Below are 21568 nucleotides of genomic sequence, written 5' to 3'. Positions count from 1 at the left end.
GAGGGACTTGAACCCTCACGTCCGTTAAGACACTAACACCTGAAGCTAGCGCGTCTACCAATTCCGCCACCTTCGCGTACCATCAATACAACAACGTTGTATTGCAACCACGGAGGCGCATTCTAGAGATTTTCCCCGGCACGTCAACAGTTATTTAGCCGCCCTGAAATGATTGCTGGAAAAAGCAACGTTTCCGGATGCCGGTTGCTGAATCAGTCGCTTGCCGGAACAGAGACAGGCGGTGCAAAGACCGCCCGCCGCTTAACGCTTCGCTTTAGCCGCGCGAGCCAGAACTGCGCGATAAACCTTAAAGCGGCCGGTCTGCACCAGCACTTCATGGCTGCCGAAAGTCTCGTCCAGAATCTGCGGATACGGCAGGAAGGCGTTCGCCACAATGCGTAATTCACCGCCTATATTCAGATGTTTTGCTGCGCCACGGATCAGCTGCTGTGCGGCATCCAGACTGGTCTGCATACCGTCATGGAACGGTGGGTTGGAGATGATCATGTCATAGCGGCCGTTAACGTCGGAGTAGACGTTGCTGGCAAAGACTTCACCTTCCAGATCGTTAGCGGCCAGCGTGGCCTTACTGGCTGCCACGGCTGCCGCGTTGACATCGGTCATGTACAGGCGGACTTTCGGTGAGAAGCGGGCCAGCATGGTGGACAGCACGCCTGCGCCACAGCCGATATCCAGCACTTTGCCTTTAGTGTGCGGCTTCAGCGTGGAGAGCAGCAGGTTACTTCCGACATCCAGCCCATCGCGGCTGAACACGCCAGGCAGCGTTTTAATGGTCATATCACCCAGAGGGTACTCACCCCACCATGCTTCTGCGTCAAACACCGGCTGCGACTGCAGCTGACCGTGATACAGGCCACAACGACGGGCGCTGTCAATCTTCTTCAGGGTGGAATACTCCTCCACCATCTGCTCTGCGCTGCGGACTCCGCTGCGGTTTTCACCGACCACGAACAGATCGCTGCCGATCGGCATCATCGACAGCAGGTTTTCTAACTGAAACTGTGCTTCAGGTTTGTTCTTCGGCCAGAAGTAGATCAGCGTGTCGCAGTCAGCGACCATTTCCGGCGTTGCCACCAGGCTGAACTGCGCATTCTCTCCCAGCGCACGCTCCAGCATCTGCCAGTGATGATATTGTTGGGTATGCACCCGGCTCAGCGCAGTGTCCAGTTGGGCGGGCAGGTCATCCTGCAGGTCGCCAGCAAACAGCACGCGGCGTTGAGTAAACTCATCACTGTGGCGCAGTATCACTTCACTGGCCGGGGTAAATGCAGACATCGGTGGCTCCTTGACTCATCAGAGCGGGGATTATACCCAAATTAGCCGGAGTTGCAGCCTGAAGTCGTCAGGAAGCCGGGGTTTGTTGGCGCAGATCCGCGAGGTTTGCTAGCATAGCGTCGCAATCGGGCGACCAGACAGGAATAAAGATGTCTTCCAGACGTGACTGGTTATTACAGCAAATGGGCATCACGCAGTATACGCTGCGGCGTCCGCGTGCCTTAAAGGGCGAGGTTTCAGTCTCCTTGCCTGAGCACACCCGCCTGCTGATCGTGGCTGATGTGCCGCCGCTGCTGACCGATCCGTTGATCGGCGATGTACTGCGGGCGATGCTGATGCGCGAAGAAGAAGTGATGGTGTTGACGCCGGATCAGCTACAGATGCTGCCTGATGATACTCACTGCGTCAGTTGGTGCCTCGGGCTGGCCGCGCCTGTCGCCGTCGGCGGTTCTCAAATTGCCTCGCCGGCGCTGGCGGAGCTTTATCACAATGCCAGCGCCAAACGTGCGCTGTGGCAGCAGATTTCCCACTATGAATCAGATTTCTTTACTGACACCGCAAGATCTTGAACGCGCTTTCGCTATTGAACAGCGCAGCCATGCTTTCCCCTGGAGTGAAAAAACGCTGACCAGCAATCAGGGTGAGCGTTATCTGAATTATCAACTGGAAGTTGGCGAGCGGATGGCCGCTTTCGCCATTACTCAGGTAGTGCTGGATGAAGCGACGCTGTTTAACCTGGCCGTTGATCCGGACTTCCAGCGGCAGGGTTTAGGGCGTGAACTGTTGACGTTCCTGATAGCGCAGCTTGAAGAGCGTGGTATCCAGACGCTGTGGCTGGAGGTGCGGGCCTCAAACCGTCCGGCAATTGCTCTGTATGAACAGCTGGATTTCAACGAGGTTTCCCTTCGCCGCAATTACTATCCCACCGCCGACGGTAAAGAAGATGCCATAATTATGGCGTTAACTATCTGAAAATACACACGTCTGACCAACAAGGGGTTCTCCTGGATGCTTAAAGACTGGGACTGGATTTTATTCGACGCTGACGACACTCTGTTCCATTTCGACGCCTTTGCGGGTTTGCAGCTTCTTTTTCAGCAGTATGACGTGCAGTTCTCCACAGCAGATTACGATGAATATCAGGCGGTGAATAAACCGCTGTGGGTGGAGTACCAGAACGGTGCCATTACCGCCCAGCAGCTGCAGCACCAGCGCTTTGTTGGCTGGGCTGAGAAACTGAATGTTACCCCAATCGCTCTTAACGATGGCTATTTGCGGGCGATGGCGGAAGTGTGCGTGCCGCTGGCTGGCGCGGTGAATCTGCTGAACGCGCTGAAGGGCAGAGTGAAGATGGGGATCATCACTAATGGTTTTACCGCACTGCAACAGGCCCGCCTGGAGCGTACCGGTTTCCTGGGGTATTTCGATCTGCTGGTGATCTCAGAGCAGGTCGGCCACGCCAAACCGCATCCGGCGATCTTTAATCACGCGCTGGAGAAGATGGGCCACCCGGCTCGTGAGCGGGTGATGATGGTCGGAGATAACCCGGATTCAGACATCCTCGGCGGGATCCGGGCAGGAATGGCGACCTGCTGGCTGAATGCGGATGAACGCCAGCTGCCATCCGATATTACCCCCACCTGGCAGGTAAAAAACCTGCAGGAACTGGAAGTGATTCTTATTACTTAAGTTTTGATTTTTTAGTTTTTTGTCTGCCGGAATTGCAGCGATCTCACTCACTACAGATCGCTGCACCATCATCTCCGCCTCTCGCGATGTATTATTCTGAAAATTTACTCCCTGAAAAATCTCCCTGCATTTTTCTGACCGATCAGGTCCACCCATTCTTTTCTGTATATAATATTTAGCTATTAAAAATTAACATTTTTTACTCTTTTAAGAATAAAAATAACAATATTTCACACCTAATGTAGGATAACTCCTGGGTTATCCGGGCCATGTTCGCGCCTCATTTATCAACAGAATTATCACCACTGAGAAAAATCATGTCAGAGATCAGCCGCGCCGTATTGTTTGGCAAACTGGATACGCTGTTGTTTACCTCGCTGGAAAGTGCCACCGCGTTTTGTAAGCTGCGCGGTAACCCCTACGTTGAACTGGTGCACTGGCTGCATCAGCTTATGCAGCAGCAGGAGGGCGATTTACAACAGCTGATCCGCTATTTTTCACTGGATGAAGAGGCGCTGACCCGGGATATCGTTGCGGCGCTGGATCGCCTGCCGCGCGGTGCCAGTGCGGTATCCGATTTATCAGAACATATCGACAGCGCCGTGGAGCGTGCCTGGGTTTACGGTTCGTTAAAATTCGGCGTCCAGCAGATCCGTGGCGGCCATTTGCTGATCGGTATGCTGAAGACGTTTAACCTCGCGAATCTGCTGAAGAGCATCTCCTCTCAGTTCAGCCGCATTAGTGCCGATGTCCTGCTGGAGCAGTTCGACAGCGTGTTTGCCAACAGCAAAGAGGCGCAGCAGGTGGTCTCAGCCCCGACCGACCTGAACGGCGCGGTGCCACAGCAGAAAGGCACGCTGGCGCAATATGCTCAGGACCTGACTGCCCGTGAGCGTGAAGGCAAAATCGACCGGGTTGCCGGACGAGACGAAGAAATCCGTCAGATGGTCGATATCCTGATGCGTCGCCGTCAGAACAACCCTTTGCTGACCGGTGAAGCGGGCGTGGGTAAAACCGCGGTGGTGGAAGGTCTGGCGCTGCGTCTGGCGGCAGGGGATGTGCCAGAGCCGCTGCAGGAGGTACAGCTGTGGCTGCTGGATATCGGTATGCTGCAGGCAGGCGCGGGCATGAAGGGGGGAGTTTGAAGCCCGCCTTCAGGCCCTGATCAACGAAGTGCAGTCCAGCCCGACGCCTGTCATTCTGTTTATCGATGAAATTCATACTCTGGTCGGCGCAGGTGGCCAGCAGGGAACAGGCGATGCCGCTAACTTGCTCAAGCCAGCACTGGCTCGTGGTCAGCTGCGCACTATCGGGGCCACCACCTGGGCCGAATACAAAAAATATATTGAGAAAGATCCTGCCCTGACTCGCCGCTTCCAGACTGTCCAGGTTCAGGAGCCGGACGAAGAGAAAGCGCTGTTGATGCTGCGCAGCACCGTCAGCCCGCTGGAGAAGCACCATCGCGTGCTGCTGGATGAAGCCGTGGCACCTCTGGATACTGCCTGCGCCCGCGTGGCTGTCAGCCAGAGCGCACAGCCGCCGCAGCTGGAAGACTGCCTGCATCGCATCCATGCGCTGGAAATCGAGAAAGAGATCGCCGGACGTGAAGCGAAAGTGGCGATTGGCGATCCTTCGCGCGTGGAGCAACTCACTGGGCAGCTTGCTGCGCTGACAGTGCAGAGCGATCGGCTGACCGCCCGCTGGCAGGCCGAACGCGAGCTGGTCAACGGTATTATCGCCCTGCGCGCTCAGTTGCATGACGACGAAGTGGAAGATGCTGCCGCCCTCCATCAAACGCTGGCTGAACGCCAGCAGCAGCTGAAAGCATTACAGGGAGAAGCGCCGCTGCTGTTTGCTGCGGTGGATGCCAATGTGGTGGCTGCGGTGGTCTCTGACTGGACTGGTATTCCGCTGGGTCGCATGGTGAAGAACGAGATCGACGCGGTGCTGAAACTGGCCGACACGCTGAACGAGCGGGTGATCGGCCAGCGTCACGGGCTGGATCTGATTGCCAGACGAGTTCGCACTTCGCGCGCTCGCCTGGACGATCCGAACAAACCGGTTGGTGTCTTTATGCTGTGCGGTCCCTCCGGCGTGGGGAAAACTGAAACAGCGCTGGCGCTGGCCGAAACGCTCTACGGCGGTGAACAGAATATCATCACCATCAACATGAGTGAGTTCCAGGAGGCACATACCGTTTCGACTCTGAAGGGTGCGCCTCCGGGCTATGTCGGTTACGGCGAAGGCGGCGTACTGACCGAAGCTGTTCGCCGCCGTCCTTACAGCGCTGTGTGACACGGGCCGACGAGCGCGACACGCAGTATGAATATGACCGGGCGGGAATGCTCACCGGCGAGAATGTTGACGGTTTTTCTGAGCGTAAGGTCACCCGTAACGCACGTGGGCAGATCGTCACCGAAACCGATCCTGCCGGGCATTTCACCCGCTATCAGTACGATCGTTTTGGACACCTGACCGCGTTGATCAACCCTAACAACGATCGCTGGCAGTTTGAATACGATAACAGCCAGCGCCTGCTGGCACAGATCGACTATGCCGGTCGGCGCAGAAGCTATCGCTATGATGCGCCGGGGCTGGTGGCGGAGGTGACGCAGCATCCGCTGAACTCCGCCGGAGAAACGCTTGCGCCACATACCACCCGGTTTGAATACGATGTGGTGAACCGGCTGACGGTAAAAACCACCCAGCTAAACCGCACCGAGTATCACTATCGTCCTGATAACGTTGAAGTCAGAAAGATGTCGCTGGCGAACTGGCAACAGGCGCAGGCGGGAGGTTATGAGGTCCGCGAGACTGAAACCCTCAGCCTGACCAGCGATGCGCTGGGCAATCTGCTCAGTGAAGAGAACAGCGGCGGAATTTTCACTCATCAGTATGACGTGCTGGGTAATCTGACCAGCAGCACGCTGCCTGATGGCCGCTCAGTTAACTGCCTTCGCTACGGCACGGGCCACCTGTTGCAGGTTAATCTGCAACTGGGTGGCAGGCAGCAGGAGATTGCCGGTTATCAGCGAGACCGGCTGCATCGTGAGACAGGGCGCACTCAGGGCGTGCTGAACCAGGAGGCGCATTACGATCCGGCAGGCCGGATCGTAATGCGCCGCAGCGGTTTTGAGGATCGCACCGGCATCATCTTCGGGCGTCGCTACAGCTGGGATCGCCTGGATCAGGTGATGCAGCAAAGGGTGCTGGATAACGCCACCCAACAGAACGAGTGGGCGCAGCAGCAGCAGCGGTTTGGATATGATGCCGTGGGGCAGGTGACCCGCGAGGTGCGACCCTTTAAAGAGGAGCACTTCAGCTGGGATGCCGCCGGAAACCAGACCGATAAGCCGGGTCAGGTGGGCTGGCATAACCTGCTGCAACGCCTGAAAGGCGCACGCTGGTCTTTCGATGGCTTTGGCCGGATGATCTGGCGAAAAAGCGGTCCGGATGCCATAGAACAGCGGTTCAGTTATGACGATGAGCAGCGGGTGTCAGAGGTCCGTTTTGAACGACATCCGGAGTTCAGCCGGGTTGAGTATCGCTACGATGTGCTGGGCCGCCGTACCCACAAGATCCTGCATCGCCACGGCAAAGAAGCGGAAACCGTCTCGTTCCTGTGGAGCGGGCTGCGAATGGTGGGCGAAAGCAGCAGCGCGACCCCGGAACGCAACACGCAGTACCTCTACAGCGAGGGAAGCTGGGAACCGCTGGCACGTGTCGACAGCATAGGTGAACAGTCTGATATATTCTGGTACCACACCGAGCTGAACGGCCTTCCGCAGCGCATGACCAACGAGCAGGGCGAAGTGGTCTGGCGAGGGCGCTTCTCCACGTGGGGAGAAACAGAGCGGTAAACCTCAACAGGCTTTCAGTCGGTACAGCAGAACCTGCGTTTCCAGGGCCATTACCCGGACAGGGACTAATTTGCTTTAGCAAATTTGAACATCGCTTCAGCGATGGCCCCGAAGGGGTGAGGCACCGCAGGTGCCGAATCAACCGGGCTTCACTACAATCTGTTCCGGTATTACGACGCCGGTGGCGGGCAGGTTTACCCAGCTTGATCCTATTGGGTTGGCTGGTGGGTTGAATACTTATGCCTATGTGACTGACCCGATGACCTGGGTTGATCCGCTGGGGTGGAAAAGTTGCCGACTTCAATATATGGGAAGAACACCAGGTAAAAAATCGCGAACTGGTAGAGCCGTTATTGAGAGAATGCGTGCGGAAGGTAGGATTCGTGGTGCAGGTGACGATATGCGATTTAAGAGCTCAACAAATGGCAAATGGTATCTTGTTGAAGATGCTGATATGGCCCATCTTACTGATGCAGTATCTTATTGGAACAAAAGAGGTGGCTTCTATGGTGCCAAAGCCAAAGAAATCAGGACTTGGATGCGTGGCCCTAATAATTATGAATTAGAATATTACGGACATAATCGGTCTCAAGGTGCAATGTTGTTGGAAACATACAAAGATCCTTCCGAATTTATTGATTCAGCAGAGATGTCACAATACTTTAATGAGGTGTTATAAAGTGAATGAACTTAGTGAAAATATTCCAGAGTTGGAAGAGGAAATAATTTCAATCATTGAAGAAGGTAACGAATTAAGTTCAGGGGGGGAGTATGAACATGCTATTTCTTTATACAAAAAAGCTTGGGAGGTAATGCCTGAGCCAAAACTCGAGTGGGAAATGCTTAGTTCCTGGCTTGCTGGTTCATTCTATACAGCTTATTTTAAATTGGGAAAATATCTTGAGGCCAAAATATGGGCTAAAAAACAAACAGAATCAGGTGATTCTGGTAATAACACGGGGCCGTTAATTGCCCTTGGGATAGTATGTTTCGAGTTGAATGAATTTGATGAAGCATTAAGATTGTTTGATACTGCCTACAAATACGGGAAAGAACGAGCTTTTAAGGGGCGACCTAAAAAATATCTTGACTATTATTTGGAAAACAAAAAAATAAGTGAGATGTGCGCCTGTTTTTTATAAATAATCTGTTAGGGGTTTAATTTTTTATAAGTTTAGGCGCTTACATCATGTGGGGAATTTTTGTTTCAAATAAATGGTGATAACCGCACCAGTGCAAGTAGTCGGTACTTACGATACTGAAGACGGTACCTGATTATGGGGATGGGACCATCCATCGGTAAGTGAGTCACCTGGATAATTAGCCCGACGTGTGCGCAGCTTTGGTGAGCAATACGGGAGGGAGGAGCTGACCACACGCAAAATTGCTGCGACCATGGATAATACTTGGGAGTTTACTGCTCTTGCCTGTTACCTCAATGATGGTCAGGGCGGTTATAGTGGTTCGTCAGGTACAACTCGGGTGCTCATGGTCTATGGCCAGGTGACGATAAACAAAAAGGATTAAGTGCAAACACCCCTGGTAGCCATTACGGTTTACCCTGACATCAGGTTCATTAATCTTAAAATGTTGCTCATGTCTGCTGTGCAGGTAAAGAATCTACTGAGATTGCAATCAGAGTCATAATCTTGAGTAATACTCTTGCATTGGGATTAATTCCTGACTTGATCTCCAGGTTAAATTCTTCGGGGGCTTTATGCTGATAGCGCAGGTTTCAGATATTCACGCCTCATCTGAAAATGATCACTTACAGCGGTTTGATCGGGTGCTCACCTGGCTTGCGCATCTGCGTCCGGACATCCTGGTTCTTACCGGCGATCTTACAGATGGGAATTGGCATGAAGGTTATAAACAGATAGCTGCCCGACTGAAACAGCAGAATTACCCTTCGTTAGTCCTGCCGGGGAATTCAGACGATCGCCGTTTGATGCGAGCGGTATGGGGTGAGAACAGATGGGCGCATGATACGTACACTGAAGCCCTGCACTTCAATTATGATATCGGCGGCCTGCGATTGGTTGGTCTGGATTCGACGGTTGATGCACAGGATTATGGCAGCGTGACCGATCACCTCGAATGGCTGGATAAACATCTAAGCGATGCAGGCGGCTCCCCGGCGTTGCTGTTTATGCATCATCACCTGTTTGCATCCGGTATACTAACGTTGGATGAAACGATGTGCCGAGGGTTGGGTAAGCTGGACAAGCTGATTAGACGCACACCGGCCAGATTGCTGGCCATTTCTGCCGGACACGTGCACAGACCTGTAGCAGGCACGTTTGGGGGTATTCCGGCTTATATTTGTGGCTCCGTCTGTCCGGCCAATCCTGTATGGTTTGGAACAGAAAATGTTCCTCCTGCAAGTGATCCTCCTGCGTTAATGATTCACCGCTACACCAGTAACGTTCTTACCAGCCATCACGTATGCGTTTAATTGGCGCATAAAAATCACCATACAACTGGCACGCCAGCTCAATTGCATCCACTTCAAGACAGAGAGCAACATCCTCATCAAACCCGCGTTGTTGAAGCTCAAGCGCTGAAGTACATTCACTGAGAGACCGCAGGTTTTGCCTGTGATAAAGCTGCCATCTGGCCACCGCTCTCCACAGGGAATGAAAAGAACACGTTTTTCGTGACCCGGACCGCGTTAAGCAGGTCAGCGATAAACGGACATATTGGCTAAGTTGAAAAATGGACCTTTTTGAACGGTGTATTATTCAAAAGAAGTCCGGCATTTGTATCAATGCCGGATTGCTGATAATGCCTTAAGGTCCATTACCCGAGACGTTATAGTCAGACCAACAGTACTTTTGTAGCTAATGGCTTATAAGCTGGAAAATCGGTGTAACCTCGTTCGTCTCCGCCAAAAAAGGCGTCACGGTTGTACGCAGCAAGGGGAAATGCATGACGGATACGATCCGGAAGGTCTGGATTTGAGGTGAACAAACGACCAAAAGCAATCAGGTCGGCCTCATTTTTTTGCAACGTTTCCTCGGCATCCTCCGGCTTAAAGCCGCCCGCCGCAATAATTTTCCCCTGATAAAAAGCGCGTAAATCGCGGCTGGCGACCGGCTCCGCATAATGGCCCGCTTCCCTGTCATCCGGTCCCACGATGCGGGGCTCAATGATATGCAGATAGGCCAGTTCTGAGCGATTCAGCTGCTCTGCAAGATAACGGAAGGTGGCCGATGGATCGCTGTCATGCATATCACCATATATACCGCTTGGAGAGATGCGTACAGCAACACGTCCCGGACCCCAGACATCCGTCAGGACGTCAACGGACTCAAGCAGAAAGCGCGCCCTGTTTTCAAGTGAACCGCCATAGCTGTCGGTGCGCTGGTTACTGCCGTCCAGAAGAAACTGTTCGGGCAAATAACCATTCGCTGCATGGAGTTCTACACCATCAAATCCTGCGGCTCTTGCCCGAATGGCTGCCTGGCGTAATTCATCCATGAGTTGCTGAATTTCATCCAGTTCAAGCGCGCGTGGGGCCGGGAAAAGTTTACCCTCATAGGCTCCCTGCTCATTTCTGACCACACCATAGGTGTCTCTCGCGATGAGTGCGGAAGGCGCTATGGGCTGACGTCCTGATGACAGTTCAGGCAGAGACTGACGACCCGGATGCCAGAGCTGCAGCACGATTTGACTGCCACGGGCGTGTACGGCCTCCACCAGATGCTGCCATCCCGCCTGTTGCTCATCAGTAAAGATGCCCGGTGCGTCTTCATAAGCATTTGCAAAGGGCGAAACCGCCGTGGCCTCCGCGATAAGAAGCCCGCCGCGACTTGCACGCTGGCGGTAATACTCAGTCATAAGGTCCCCAGGGATGCCGCCCTGCACGGTTCTCATACGAGTGGTGGGTGCCATGACGACACGGTGATCCAGCTGCAGTTTTCCTGCGGTGACAGGCGAGAATAACGTTTTCATCCTGTGTTCTCCACGGTGAGCCAGAGCCCACACAAAGGAGGCTCTTTCTCTGTATCAAAATGAATTCAGTAATACTGAAAATCCGGAATGTCTGTCCGGGATTTACTGCTGGGCCATGGTGTGCGCAACCTGGGCCGCACTGATGCCTTCCAGCGCCAGGCCATAACCCAGGCCTTCATCTACCAGACGCTTCAGACGCTGAGTCAGTGCAATCCGGGTATAGCGCGAGGTCAGTGGGGGAAGGGCCGCGATCCCGTCGGCAATTTCATGGGCGCGGGCCAGGAGCTTATCAGCTGGCACAATTTCGTTAACCACACCCCAGTCCTTTGCCGTTTCCGCATCCAGCACCTGACGGGTCAGCAGGAAGTGGCGGCCGCGAATTGAGCCAATGACTTCTGGCCACAGAATGTGAACGCCGTCACCGGGGACAATCCCAAATTCGAAATGCGGCTTGTCCTGGAAAACGGTTTCCGGGGTGGCCAGAATGGTATCGGTCAGCAGGGCATACTCGCTGTGAAGCAGAACCGGACCGTTCAGCGCGCTAATCATCGGAACTTCAATATCCAGAATGTTGCTCAGCACCTTTCTGCCTTCGCGCAGAATTTTGTCGAAACCTGTTGGAGTAAAAAAAACAAATCCTTCCGGGCTGATTGCATCCATAAAGGCATCACCCGAGCCGGTAAGGATAATCACGCGGTTACCACGGTCTTCACCGATGGCATGGAACAACTCAACGAACTGCTCATGGGTATGCCCATCGAAAATCAGTTTTTCACCGTCAGTGTGGAGTTTCACTTCCAGTACGCCATTTGCTTTACGGGTAAGAAGGGCGTTTGGGAAAGCAGTACGATAAGTTTCAAATGTTGACATGATGGCGATCCTTGTTGTTACCAGTCCGGAGTGGCTGGCCATGAAACAACAATATTCCATTCCCTTAGAGTTGGGATCGCCTCAAGATCAGATAACAAATATTCCTCTGTGGAATGACTATTTCTCCTTTTCCGCCATGATAGATTCGACAAAACCCGCAAATTGCCGCGCCTTGGCGCTGGTCAGACGGCCGTTAGGGAAAACGGCCCACAGGTCGATAGAGGGCAGTTGCCATGACATCAGCACCTTCCGGACAGTCCCGTTCCTTAATTCGTCTGCAAACATCCAGTCGGAGGCAATGCACAACCCCATATGACTCAGCACGGCAGCTCGCTGTCCTTCAGCGGCGCTGACGCGAATGCGACCGCTTACGGCGGCGGAAACAACCGCACCCTGGCGTGTAAATGTCCAGGGGCTGGGCTGTGGGTTGTAGAGGATGGCTTCATGCTCTGCGAGCCCGGCCGGGGTTTCTGGCTCACCTTTTTTAGAGAGATAGCCCGGCGTGGCAATCACCGAGCGGGGACCCGTTGCCAGCTTTCGCGCTACGACACCCGAGTCGGGCAAATTCCCCATGCGCAGTGAGACATCGATACCTTCAGCAATAAGATCGATCACTCTGTCATCAAGAATCACGTCGACATCCAGTTCCGGGTGCTCATTAAGAAACGCCGGGAGCTGAGGAATGATATGGAGCCGGGCAAAAGTGGTTGCGGCTGAAATCCGCAGTTTTCCGGATAACCCTTTTCCTGCTCCTCTGGCGGCCAGCTCAGCCTCGTCGGCTTCCTGCAGGGCTGCCCGTGCCCGCTCGTAATAGCGCTGTCCGGCCTCGGTTGGTGTCAGACCGTGGGTTGAACGGGTCAGCAAACGGGTCTGTAATCGTGACTCCAGCTGGGCAACGATTTTAGATACCGCAGGCTGACCGACATTAAGTTGTCGGGCTGCAGCAGAAAAAGAGCCTGTGTCGACTACCCGAATATAGGTTGCCATTGCCTGAAATCGATCCATGTTATTCCTCTTAAGAATAGATGTTATCCCACCAGCTTACCTACCATTCCTTAGAGGGGCCAGCCATCATTGTTTTCAGCTTGTCAGGGCTGGCCTGACAAAAACTCAGCAGGAAAATGACCATGATTGAAATTTATGCATTCGCCACGCCCAACAGCATCAAAGTGCCTGTCGTGCTGGAAGAACTCGGTCTGAAGTATTTTTTGCACGCGGTGAATGTGCGTAAAGGAGAACAGAAAACGGCCAAATTTCTCGCCCTGAACCCCAATGGCAAAGTCCCCGTGCTTGTCGATACCAGCGCTTCATCTGAGCCGTTGGTTCTGACAGAGTCTGCGGCAATCCTCATTTATCTGGCTGAAAAAACCGGAAAGCTTCTACCCGCTTCAGGCACGGCAAGATCCCGGGTGTTTGAGCAGCTTTTCTTTCATGCTTCAGGACTGGGGCCAGCTTTTGGGCAGGCAGGATTCTTTCAGCGTCAGGCATCTGAACCACAGCCGCTTGCGATTGAGCGCTTCACTACAGAAGCGGACCGCACCTTGCATGTACTGGACAACGTTCTGGCTAAACACCATTTCGTTGCCGGGGAGGAGTTCACCATTGCTGATATTGCACACTTTGGCTGGCTCTGGCGTCGGGAATTCGCTGGGGTAAGCATTGAGAGCGCCCCGCATGTGGCTCGCTGGTTTAATGAGGTGGTTGATCGGCCAGCCGTTCAGCGTGCGGTTCAGCGCGTTAACGCGCTTGCTCCATAGTCAGTATTGTTTGCCTTTACAGCCAAAGCAAAAAGAGATGCCACCTTTTTTACGACGCATCCCTGACCAGCAAAACCCATCCTGAACTCTTGCAGGATATGCCAGAAGTGATTAACCGGAGTAAATTATGAAAAGAACCTTTTTAATTACGGGTGCAAGTAAAGGTATCGGGCTGGCATTGGCTCACAGACTGACCGATGCGGGTCATCATGTTGTAGGGATCGCTCGGGGAGCTTCGGAGTATTTCCCCGGTACTTTAATCAGCGCAGATCTTGCCGACATTCAGCAGACACAAAGAACCTTTGAGGAGTTAAGCCAGCAATACGCATTTGATGGGATCGTCAACAATGTGGGGCTGGTTAAGCCACAGCGTCTCGGTCAGATCGACTTAACCTCTTTCGAAGAGGTTCTGCGCGTTAATCTCTACCCGGCAATACAGGGAACCCAGGCCATACTCCCTGGCATGAAAGACCGGCGCTGGGGAAGGATAGTCAATATCTCCAGCCTTACGGTACTCGGAAGTGTAGAACGCACCGCTTATGCTGCTGCAAAAGCCTCACTGATTAGCTTTACCCGTAACTGGGCACTCGAACTCGCTCAGACAGGCATAACAGTGAATGGGGTTGCGCCGGGGCCAACTGAAACGGAGCTGTTTCGGGCGAACAATCCACCGGGGAGCGTGGGTGAAGAGAGATATCTTAAAGGTGTGCCAATGAAGCGATTTGGCAAACCAGACGAAATCGCGGCAACCATTGCTTTTCTGATGTCAGAGGATGCGGCCTTTATGACCGGGCAGACACTGTATGTGGATGGCGGCGCATCGACAGGAAACTTAATTTTCTGAAAACCTGGCGTTCTGAGGTGTGTAGTTTCGCTATACGCATGGATGGGTATATGATCAAATCCTTCAGGCACAAAGGTCTTGAACAGTTTTTCTACACTGGCTCAACTGCGGGGATTCAGGAAAAGCATGCTGTAAAACTGAATCTGCAACTCACCACGGTAAATGCAGCCAAACGTCCCGGTGACATGAGTGCTCCCGGCTGGAAATTACACCCACTAAAAGGTGGATTGACCGGCCGCTGGGCGATTTTCGTTAATGGAAGCTGGCGGCTGACGTTCACTTTTTGATGGCGAAGACACCGTTCTTGTCGCTTATCAGGATTACCACTGAGGTAATAAGATGACCAAAATGTTTAACCCGGCTCATCCTGGCTTAGTGCTTCGTGAGTATCTTAGTGAGGTCTCGGTAACTGAGGCGGCAAAAGCACTCGGTGTTACACGCGCGATAAAGCAAAAAGGGCATCCTGAGAGATGCCCTTTTTATTGACGAGACCTGTAGCCTTTACTTCGCCAGCTTATCCTCGGTACGCAGATCAAAGTCAGACGCATCATGACGTTCGCGCAGCTGCTCTGAAGGCTCGCCCCAGGTGCGGTTGACGATGCGGCCGCGCTGGACGGCAGGACGTTGGGCAATTTCATCGGCCCAGCGCTGCAGGTTTTTATAGGAACCAGCATCCAGGAACTCGGCGGCGTTATACACCTGTCCTTTTATCAACGCGCCATACCATGGCCAGATTGCGATATCAGCAATGGTGTACTCTTCCCCTGCGATATAACGGTGCTCCGCCAACTGACGATCCAGCACGTCTAACTGACGCTTGGCTTCCATGGTGAAGCGGTCGATAGCGTACTCAATTTTCTCCGGCGCGTAGTTATAGAAGTGCCCGAATCCACCGCCCAGGTAGGGCGCGGAACCCTGCAGCCAGAACAACCAGTTCAGCGTTTCGGTGCGGCCAGCCGGATCTTTCGGCAGGAAATGACTATATTTTTCTGCCAGATAGAGCAGGATCGCGCCGGATTCAAACACGCGGGTCGGTGGCATGGTCGACACATCCAGCAGTGCCGGGATCTTGGAATTAGGGTTCACATCAACGAAGCCGGACGAGAACTGATCGCCCTCGCTGATGCGGATCAGATGCGCGTCATATTCTGCACCTGCGTTCAGCGCCAGCAGCTCTTCCAGCAGGATGGTGACCTTCTGGCCGTTTGGCGTGCCCATTGAGTAGAGCTGCAAAGGGTGAATGCCTGTCGGCAGAGTCGCTTCGTGACGGGCTCCGGCGGTCGGACGGTTGATGCTGCCCCAGGTGCCGCCCGTGCCTTTGTTCTCTGTCCAGACTTTGGCTGGCTGATAGTCATTGTTGCTCATAACCGAAGTTTCCCTTTTTCATAGTGTGGCGCGGTACCGTAAAGGATGCCGCGCTGTGGTGGACTAAAAATAGCGTCGATCCCCGCAAAAGACCAAAAGCGGTTGTTACATCGAATGTCAGGTATAGCATTGCAGGGGCTGCCGCGTTTATCCTCGAAGAGCAATCCCGCCTCAACGAACCCGGAGAAACCGCATGGACGAGCATTATCTGGCTGACCTGATGGCCGCCGGACTGATCCTGACCGACGATGGCCGTGTCTGCTGCTACTGGCAGCCCTCAATGCCGGACTATCATGATAATGAATGGGGCAAGCCGGTGGTGGATGACCGGCGGCTGTTTGAGAAAGTGTGCCTGGAAGGGTTTCATTCCGGCATGTCCTGGCAGCTGATTTATAACAAGCGTGAGAATTTCCGCCGCGCTTTTCAGGATTTCGACTTCCATAAGGTCGCGCAGTTTACCGAAGAAGATGTTGCCCGCCTGATGGAGGACAAAAGCATCGTGCGTAATCGCGCCAAAATTCTCTCCACCATCAATAACGCAATGCGTGCCATCGAACTGGTCGATGAAGCCGGATCGCTGGCTGCCTGGTTCTGGCAGTTTGAGCCTGCAGAGCAGGAACGTCCTGCCATCGTCGATCTGGAATACTGGAAAAATACCAAAACGTCGCCCGAAGCGGTGAAGATGTCAAAAGCGTTGAAGAAGCGGGGCTGGACGTGGGTTGGCCCGGTCACGACCTATTCACTGATGCAGGCGTTGGGGCTGATTAACGATCATATTGCAGGCTGCCAGTGCCGGGATAAATTTGAAGAAGCACGGCGCACTCTTCAGCGCCCGGTTTGACTCAAACTCTCCAGAGGCAATGCCAGTGTAGAAATCGAAACCCCGCCGCAAAATTGCTGCAAACGCTCCGGGCAAAGCATCCTGCTTTTCGGCCTGTCTTTGCTTTCTGCGCATTACACGGCGTTGCGGATTGTGTATGACGCCCGGATCGGCGAAAATGCCCGCCATTGATGATTAATCGTCTGTGATTGCCACTACGCCAGGGCGTAACGGCGGCACAGCTCCAGATAGAGTTTGTTCATGTCTAATGCACCCTTTATGCAGGAGGTGGCTCGTCGCCGCACCTTCGCTATTATTTCCCACCCGGATGCCGGTAAAACGACGATCACCGAGAAGGTGTTACTGTTCGGGCAGGCTATCCAGACTGCCGGTACGGTAAAAGGCCGCGGCTCCAGCCAGCATGCGAAATCCGACTGGATGGAGATGGAAAAGCAACGTGGTATCTCCATCACCACCTCGGTGATGCAGTTCCCGTATCGCGAATGCCTGGTTAACCTGCTGGATACTCCCGGGCACGAAGACTTCTCCGAAGATACCTACCGTACTTTGACGGCGGTCGACTGCTGTCTGATGGTGATTGATGCAGCCAAAGGCGTTGAGGATCGTACCCGCAAGCTGATGGAAGTTACCCGTCTGCGTGACACGCCGATCCTGACTTTTATGAACAAACTTGACCGCGATATCCGCGATCCGATGGAAGTGCTGGATGAAGTGGAAAGCGAGCTGAAAATTGCCTGCGCACCGATCACCTGGCCAATCGGCTGCGGCAAGTTGTTCAAAGGGGTTTACCATCTCTATAAAGATGAAACCTACCTGTATCAGTCCGGTAAAGGCCACACCATTCAGGAAGTTCGCGTGGTGAAAGGGCTGGATAACCCCGATCTGGACGCAGCCATCGGTGAAGAACTGGCTGCCCAGCTGCGTGAAGAGCTGGAGCTGGTGCAGGGTGCTTCTCATGAATTTGAGAAGGAAGCATTCCTTGCCGGTCAACTGACCCCGGTCTTCTTTGGTACCGCGCTGGGTAACTTCGGCGTTGACCATATGCTGGATGGCCTGGTGGAGTGGGCGCCGTCTCCAATGCCGCGTCAGACAGACCTCCGCACCGTGACCGCCGCCGATGAGAAATTTACCGGCTTTGTCTTCAAGATCCAGGCAAACATGGACCCGAAACACCGCGACCGCGTGGCCTTTATGCGCGTGGTATCCGGCAAGTACGAAAAAGGCATGAAGCTGCGTCAGGTCCGGCTGGGCAAAGATGTGGTGATTGCCGATGCGCTGACCTTTATGGCCGGTGACCGTTCGCACGTTGAAGAAGCCTATCCTGGCGACATCATCGGGCTGCATAACCACGGCACCATCCAGATTGGGGATACCTTCACCCAGGGCGAGAACATGAAGTTCACCGGTATTCCGAACTTCGCGCCAGAGCTTTTCCGTCGTATTCGCCTGCGTGACCCGCTGAAGCAGAAACAGTTGCTGAAAGGGCTGGTCCAGCTCTCTGAAGAGGGAGCGGTACAGGTGTTCCGCCCGGTTCACAATAACGATCTGATTGTGGGCGCGGTTGGTGTGCTGCAGTTCGATGTGGTGGTTGCCCGTCTGAAGAGCGAGTACAACGTTGAAGCCATCTATGAAGCAATTAACGTCTCCACCGCCCGCTGGGTCGAATGCAGCGACGTGAAGAAGTTCGATGAGTTCCAGCGTAAGAACGAAGTTAACCTGGCGCTGGATGGCGGTGATAACCTGACTTATATTGCACCAACCATGGTAAACCTGAACATTACCCAGGAGCGTTATCCTGACGTAGTGTTCCGGAAAACCCGCGAACATTAATGCATTAGCAAAGTTCAGCTATACTCAGAAGCGGTGCAGGTTGCACCGCTTTTTTTGCCATAAATTCTTCATTCTTCTGCCGCTTTCCCGCTTACAGACTCCTCTTAAAAAACCTCTGGTTTGGCCATTTATCCATCATATCAACCACAAGCAGCGGTGAAATCCTGATTACCGTCTATATTTATTTTTACAGGACGCAAAATATGCGGCGCGGTAGCTGCAACGTCTTACCACTACAGTCACGCCGTTTGTGGCTGAAAGCTCACAGTTGTGAGTGCATCAACATGAAGAAGGATACAAATCGATGAACAAGACTAAGATTGCAAAAACTCTGATGGCTGTACTGGTTGGTTCTGCACTGATGGGTGGCTCTGCAATGGCGGATGACTCCATGTCAACAAAAGCGCAAAACACTGCCGACAGCGCGGGTTCAAAAATCGATAGTTCTATGAAAAAAGTCGGTGGATACATGGATGACAGCGGCGTGACCGCCAAGGTGAAAGCGGCCTTGGTGGATAACGACGCGATTAAAAGCACTGATATCTCAGTTAAAACTCACAGCGGCGTCGTGACGCTCAGTGGTTTTGTTCCGTCGCAGGACCAGGCCGAACTGGCGGTTGCAGCGGCGAAAAAAGTTGAGGGTGTTAAATCAGTCAGCGACAAACTGCACGTTAAAGACAGCACTAAAGCCAGCGTAAGTGGTTATGCCGGAGACGCGGCTACGACCAGCGAAATTAAAGCTAAACTGTTAGCGGATGACATCGTTCCGTCACGAAATGTGAAGGTTGAAACCACCAACGGTGTGGTTCAGCTGTCCGGTACGGTGAAATCCCAGGCACAGTCTGAACGTGCCGAAGGGATCGCCAAAGCGATTGATGGCGTGAAAAGCGTTAAAAACGATCTCACTGTAAAATCTTAACGCTGATGCGGGCCGCCCGGTTGACGGTGCGGCTCCGTGTTGACTGTTTAAGACTATAAAGTCAGGCCTTAAACGGCTGGAGTTAATAATACAAGCAGTTCGATTTTCACTATAGGGTAAGGAGAGGCTTATGTTTCGTTGGGGTATTATTTTTCTGATTATCGCGCTCATCGCAGCAGCGTTAGGATTTGGTGGTCTTGCTGGTACGGCCGCATGGGCAGCTAAAATTGTCTTTGTTGTGGGTATCATTATCTTCCTGATCAGCCTGTTTACCGGCAGGAAGAAATTATAGAGCCTGCCAACAGTTAATACCCGTTATGAACGGGTATTAAGCGGCGGGCTGTATGGCCCGCCAGCAGCATCCTTTCTCCCTTGTTGTTGTTGTTTGTAACAAAGTGACAACAATAAGAGCAACAAGCGCCAAACAGTTTTACCGCTTTGGGCGTATCCTCAGTTCATTCATTCTCCTGAGGATACCGATTTTGGGCAGACGCATTCCCATCACCCTCGGCAATATTGAGCCGCTGGCGTTAACTCCTTTTCGTCCGGGTAAACTGGCCCTGGTCTGCGAAGGCGGTGGGCAGCGCGGTATCTTCACCGCTGGCGTACTGGATGAATTTCAGCGGGCTGACTTCAATCCCTTCGATCTGATGCTGGGCACTTCTGCCGGAGCACAAAACCTCTCTGCTTATGTCTGCGGCCAGGCCGGTTATGCCCGGCGGGTAATCACACGTTATACCACCAGTAAACTGTTCTTTGATCCTCTGCGCTTTGTGCGCGGAGGACATCTGATCGATCTGGACTGGCTGGTGGACGTGACCGCGAAAGAGTTTCCGCTGGCGATGGCGGCAGGGGAGAAGATGTTTTCCTCGGGTCGTGAATTCTATATGTGTGCCTGCCGCAGCGACGACTACTCACCGGGGTACTTCGCGCCAACGGCGGCAAACTGGCTGAATATCATTAAAGCCTCCAGCGCGATTCCTGGTATGTACCGGCCCGGTGTCGATCTGGATGGGATCAGCTATCTGGATGGCGGCATTAGCGATGCAATTCCGGTGCGTGAAGCCGCCCGGCGTGGCGCTGAAACCATCGTGGTGATCCGCACGGTGCCTTCGCAGATGACGTATACGCCGCAGTGGCTGAAGCGTATTGAGCGCTGGCTCGGTGAAAGTGCGCTGCAACCATTGGTCAACATCATGCATCTTCATGAAGATAGTTATCGCCAGACGCAGGAATTTATCGAGAAGCCGCCCGGCAAGCTGAATATTATTGAAATTTTCCCGCCTCATGCGCTGGCAAGCATGGCGCTTGGCAGTCGCGTTACCTCGCTGAACCAGGATTATCATCTTGGCCGCCGCTGTGGCCGCTATTTCCTCGCCACTCTCGGCCAGTGGCTGCAGGAGAGTGACGCACTGGTCAGTCAGCAACCTGTGGTTCCTGCCGCACCGGTGGCGAATGAACCGGATCATCAGGGGATCATCCTCGACCCGCTGGCAGAAAATGACGCCGATTACGGTAAAGGCTCTCTGGCATGACACCCTCTTTCGTCGACACGCACTGTCATTTTGACTTCGAGCCGTTCTGTGGCGATGAAGAACAAAGCCTGCGGCTGGCGGCGGAAGCCGGTGTGGAGAAAATCATTGTCGTGGGTGTCGCGGCGGATCGTTTTAAAGGCGTGATGGCGCTGGCTGAACGCTGGCCGCCACTGTATGCCGCGTTGGGCACTCACCCGATGGCTATAGCGCAGCATGATGACTCGCACCTTGAGCTGCTCGAACGTTATCTGAAGCAGCAGCCGGAAAAGTTGGTGGCGATTGGCGAAATCGGTCTGGATCTCTACATCGACAATCCGCAATTTGATAAGCAGCAGGCGGTGCTGGATGCGCAGCTGCGGCTGGCCCGGGACTACGATTTGCCCGTTATACTCCACTCCCGACGGACTCACGACAAGCTGGCGATGCATCTGCGTAAACTCGATCTTCCCCGGCGCGGCGTGGTGCATGGTTTTGCCGGTAGTGAGCAGCAGGCACTGGCCTTTATCCGTGCGGGCTATGCCATTGGCGTTGGCGGTACCATCACCTATGAGCGCGCCACTAAAACCCGCAATGCCATTGCCCGCCTGCCGCTAAGCTCGCTGCTGCTGGAAACGGATTCACCGGATATGCCGCTGCAGGGCTTCCAGGGCCAGCCAAACCGCCCTGAGCGGCTCAGAAATGTCTGGCAGAGCCTGTGTGACATCCGGGAAGAATCCCCGCAGGAAATTGCTGAAACCCTTCGTGAAAATACCCGTCAGCTGTTTCGTCTCTGACTGGCTAAACTCTTAAATACCTCTTCCATCCTGAA

21 protein-coding genes and 2 pseudogenes are annotated in these 21568 nt (G+C 53.6%); 18 read left to right on the top strand and 5 right to left on the bottom strand.

Annotation, left to right across the window (positions count from 1 at the left end):
- Nucleotides 1-261: 261 nt before the first annotated feature.
- The gene (gene rsmC, locus AC3Y5R_RS04775) at nucleotides 262-1296 is read right to left on the bottom strand and encodes a 16S rRNA (guanine(1207)-N(2))-methyltransferase RsmC (protein WP_489920380.1); all 1035 of its coding nucleotides are present in this window, start codon (nucleotides 1294-1296) and stop codon (nucleotides 262-264) included.
- Between the two features lie 149 nt (nucleotides 1297-1445).
- On the opposite strand from rsmC, the gene AC3Y5R_RS04770 reads away from it, so the two are divergent.
- From AC3Y5R_RS04770 to AC3Y5R_RS04730, 9 genes and pseudogenes are all read left to right on the top strand, one after another.
- Nucleotides 1446-1865, top strand: coding sequence for a DNA polymerase III subunit psi (locus AC3Y5R_RS04770; RefSeq protein ID WP_489920379.1), 420 nt, complete (start codon nucleotides 1446-1448; stop codon nucleotides 1863-1865).
- Nucleotides 1828-2268, top strand: a complete 441-nt coding sequence (gene rimI, locus AC3Y5R_RS04765) for a ribosomal protein S18-alanine N-acetyltransferase (protein WP_489920378.1) — start codon at nucleotides 1828-1830, stop codon at nucleotides 2266-2268. Before AC3Y5R_RS04770 ends, rimI begins: the two co-directional genes overlap by 38 nt.
- Before the next feature lie 36 nt (nucleotides 2269-2304).
- Nucleotides 2305-2985 carry a pyrimidine 5'-nucleotidase gene (gene yjjG, locus AC3Y5R_RS04760; protein WP_489920377.1) on the top strand — a complete coding sequence of 227 codons (681 nt, stop codon included), beginning with the start codon at nucleotides 2305-2307 and terminating at the stop codon, nucleotides 2983-2985.
- Nucleotides 2986-3302: 317 nt separating this feature from the next.
- A pseudogene (locus AC3Y5R_RS04755) lies at nucleotides 3303-5277 on the top strand (AAA family ATPase); the annotation flags it as partial.
- Nucleotides 5277-6845, top strand: coding sequence for an RHS domain-containing protein (locus AC3Y5R_RS04750; protein ID WP_489920376.1), 1569 nt, complete (start codon nucleotides 5277-5279; stop codon nucleotides 6843-6845). The pseudogene AC3Y5R_RS04755 and the gene AC3Y5R_RS04750, both read left to right, overlap by 1 nt.
- A 130-nt stretch (nucleotides 6846-6975) precedes the next feature.
- Entirely contained in the window at nucleotides 6976-7524 is a 549-nt protein-coding gene (locus AC3Y5R_RS04745; protein ID WP_489920375.1) for an RHS repeat-associated core domain-containing protein, read from the top strand.
- A gap of 1 nt (nucleotide 7525) precedes the next feature.
- Complete coding sequence (locus AC3Y5R_RS04740; RefSeq protein WP_489920374.1) at nucleotides 7526-7987, top strand: hypothetical protein; 462 nt, start codon at nucleotides 7526-7528, stop codon at nucleotides 7985-7987.
- A gap of 190 nt (nucleotides 7988-8177) precedes the next feature.
- Nucleotides 8178-8372 carry a DUF6882 domain-containing protein gene (locus AC3Y5R_RS04735; RefSeq protein ID WP_489920373.1) on the top strand — a complete coding sequence of 65 codons (195 nt, stop codon included), beginning with the start codon at nucleotides 8178-8180 and terminating at the stop codon, nucleotides 8370-8372.
- A gap of 190 nt (nucleotides 8373-8562) precedes the next feature.
- Nucleotides 8563-9300: a metallophosphoesterase gene (locus AC3Y5R_RS04730; RefSeq protein WP_489920372.1), complete on the top strand. Its 738-nt coding sequence runs from the start codon at nucleotides 8563-8565 to the stop codon at nucleotides 9298-9300.
- 362 nt (nucleotides 9301-9662) lie between these two features.
- Here AC3Y5R_RS04730 and AC3Y5R_RS04725 read toward each other — a convergent pair whose 3' ends face one another.
- The 3 genes from AC3Y5R_RS04725 to AC3Y5R_RS04715 all read right to left on the bottom strand — a co-directional run bounded on the left by AC3Y5R_RS04725 (nucleotide 9663) and on the right by AC3Y5R_RS04715 (nucleotide 12674).
- On the bottom strand, nucleotides 9663-10799 hold the full coding sequence (locus AC3Y5R_RS04725; protein ID WP_489920371.1) for an alkene reductase: 1137 nt from the start codon (nucleotides 10797-10799) through the stop codon (nucleotides 9663-9665).
- A 102-nt stretch (nucleotides 10800-10901) separates the two neighbouring features.
- A complete protein-coding gene (locus AC3Y5R_RS04720) occupies nucleotides 10902-11669 on the bottom strand; it encodes an enoyl-CoA hydratase/isomerase family protein (RefSeq protein ID WP_489920370.1) in 768 nt (255 codons plus the stop codon).
- A gap of 117 nt (nucleotides 11670-11786) precedes the next feature.
- Entirely contained in the window at nucleotides 11787-12674 is an 888-nt protein-coding gene (locus tag AC3Y5R_RS04715; RefSeq protein WP_489920369.1) for a LysR family transcriptional regulator, read from the bottom strand.
- A 122-nt stretch (nucleotides 12675-12796) separates the two neighbouring features.
- On the opposite strand from AC3Y5R_RS04715, the gene AC3Y5R_RS04710 reads away from it, so the two are divergent.
- From AC3Y5R_RS04710 to AC3Y5R_RS04700, 3 genes and pseudogenes are all read left to right on the top strand, one after another.
- Nucleotides 12797-13426 carry a glutathione S-transferase family protein gene (locus AC3Y5R_RS04710; protein WP_489920368.1) on the top strand — a complete coding sequence of 210 codons (630 nt, stop codon included), beginning with the start codon at nucleotides 12797-12799 and terminating at the stop codon, nucleotides 13424-13426.
- Nucleotides 13427-13553: 127 nt separating this feature from the next.
- On the top strand, nucleotides 13554-14270 hold the full coding sequence (locus AC3Y5R_RS04705; RefSeq protein WP_489920367.1) for an SDR family oxidoreductase: 717 nt from the start codon (nucleotides 13554-13556) through the stop codon (nucleotides 14268-14270).
- 50 nt (nucleotides 14271-14320) lie between these two features.
- Nucleotides 14321-14600: pseudogene (locus tag AC3Y5R_RS04700) on the top strand (type II toxin-antitoxin system RelE/ParE family toxin).
- Nucleotides 14601-14771: 171 nt separating this feature from the next.
- Here AC3Y5R_RS04700 and yghU read toward each other — a convergent pair.
- Nucleotides 14772-15635: a glutathione-dependent disulfide-bond oxidoreductase gene (gene yghU, locus AC3Y5R_RS04695; protein WP_489920366.1), complete on the bottom strand. Its 864-nt coding sequence runs from the start codon at nucleotides 15633-15635 to the stop codon at nucleotides 14772-14774.
- A gap of 193 nt (nucleotides 15636-15828) precedes the next feature.
- Here yghU and AC3Y5R_RS04690 point away from each other — a divergent pair, with 193 nt between their 5' ends.
- The 6 genes from AC3Y5R_RS04690 to AC3Y5R_RS04665 all read left to right on the top strand — a co-directional run bounded on the left by AC3Y5R_RS04690 (nucleotide 15829) and on the right by AC3Y5R_RS04665 (nucleotide 21533).
- A complete protein-coding gene (locus AC3Y5R_RS04690; protein ID WP_489920365.1) occupies nucleotides 15829-16476 on the top strand; it encodes a DNA-3-methyladenine glycosylase I in 648 nt (215 codons plus the stop codon).
- Nucleotides 16477-16716: 240 nt separating this feature from the next.
- Nucleotides 16717-18306: a peptide chain release factor 3 gene (gene prfC, locus AC3Y5R_RS04685; protein WP_489920364.1), complete on the top strand. Its 1590-nt coding sequence runs from the start codon at nucleotides 16717-16719 to the stop codon at nucleotides 18304-18306.
- Between the two features lie 304 nt (nucleotides 18307-18610).
- On the top strand, nucleotides 18611-19225 hold the full coding sequence (osmY, locus tag AC3Y5R_RS04680) for a molecular chaperone OsmY (protein ID WP_489920363.1): 615 nt from the start codon (nucleotides 18611-18613) through the stop codon (nucleotides 19223-19225).
- A gap of 130 nt (nucleotides 19226-19355) precedes the next feature.
- A complete protein-coding gene (locus AC3Y5R_RS04675; protein ID WP_013200641.1) occupies nucleotides 19356-19517 on the top strand; it encodes a DUF1328 domain-containing protein in 162 nt (53 codons plus the stop codon).
- Between the two features lie 190 nt (nucleotides 19518-19707).
- Nucleotides 19708-20760: a patatin-like phospholipase family protein gene (locus tag AC3Y5R_RS04670; RefSeq protein WP_489920362.1), complete on the top strand. Its 1053-nt coding sequence runs from the start codon at nucleotides 19708-19710 to the stop codon at nucleotides 20758-20760.
- Nucleotides 20757-21533, top strand: a complete 777-nt coding sequence (locus AC3Y5R_RS04665; RefSeq protein ID WP_489920361.1) for a TatD family hydrolase — start codon at nucleotides 20757-20759, stop codon at nucleotides 21531-21533. The genes AC3Y5R_RS04670 and AC3Y5R_RS04665 overlap by 4 nt, the downstream gene beginning before the upstream one ends.
- The last annotated feature ends 35 nt before the right edge of the window (nucleotides 21534-21568 follow it).

This window comes from Erwinia sp. 009765445, assembly GCF_058137865.1.
The sequence above is the reverse complement of the archived record's forward strand: the minus strand, read 5'-3'. Positions and strand labels throughout refer to the sequence as shown.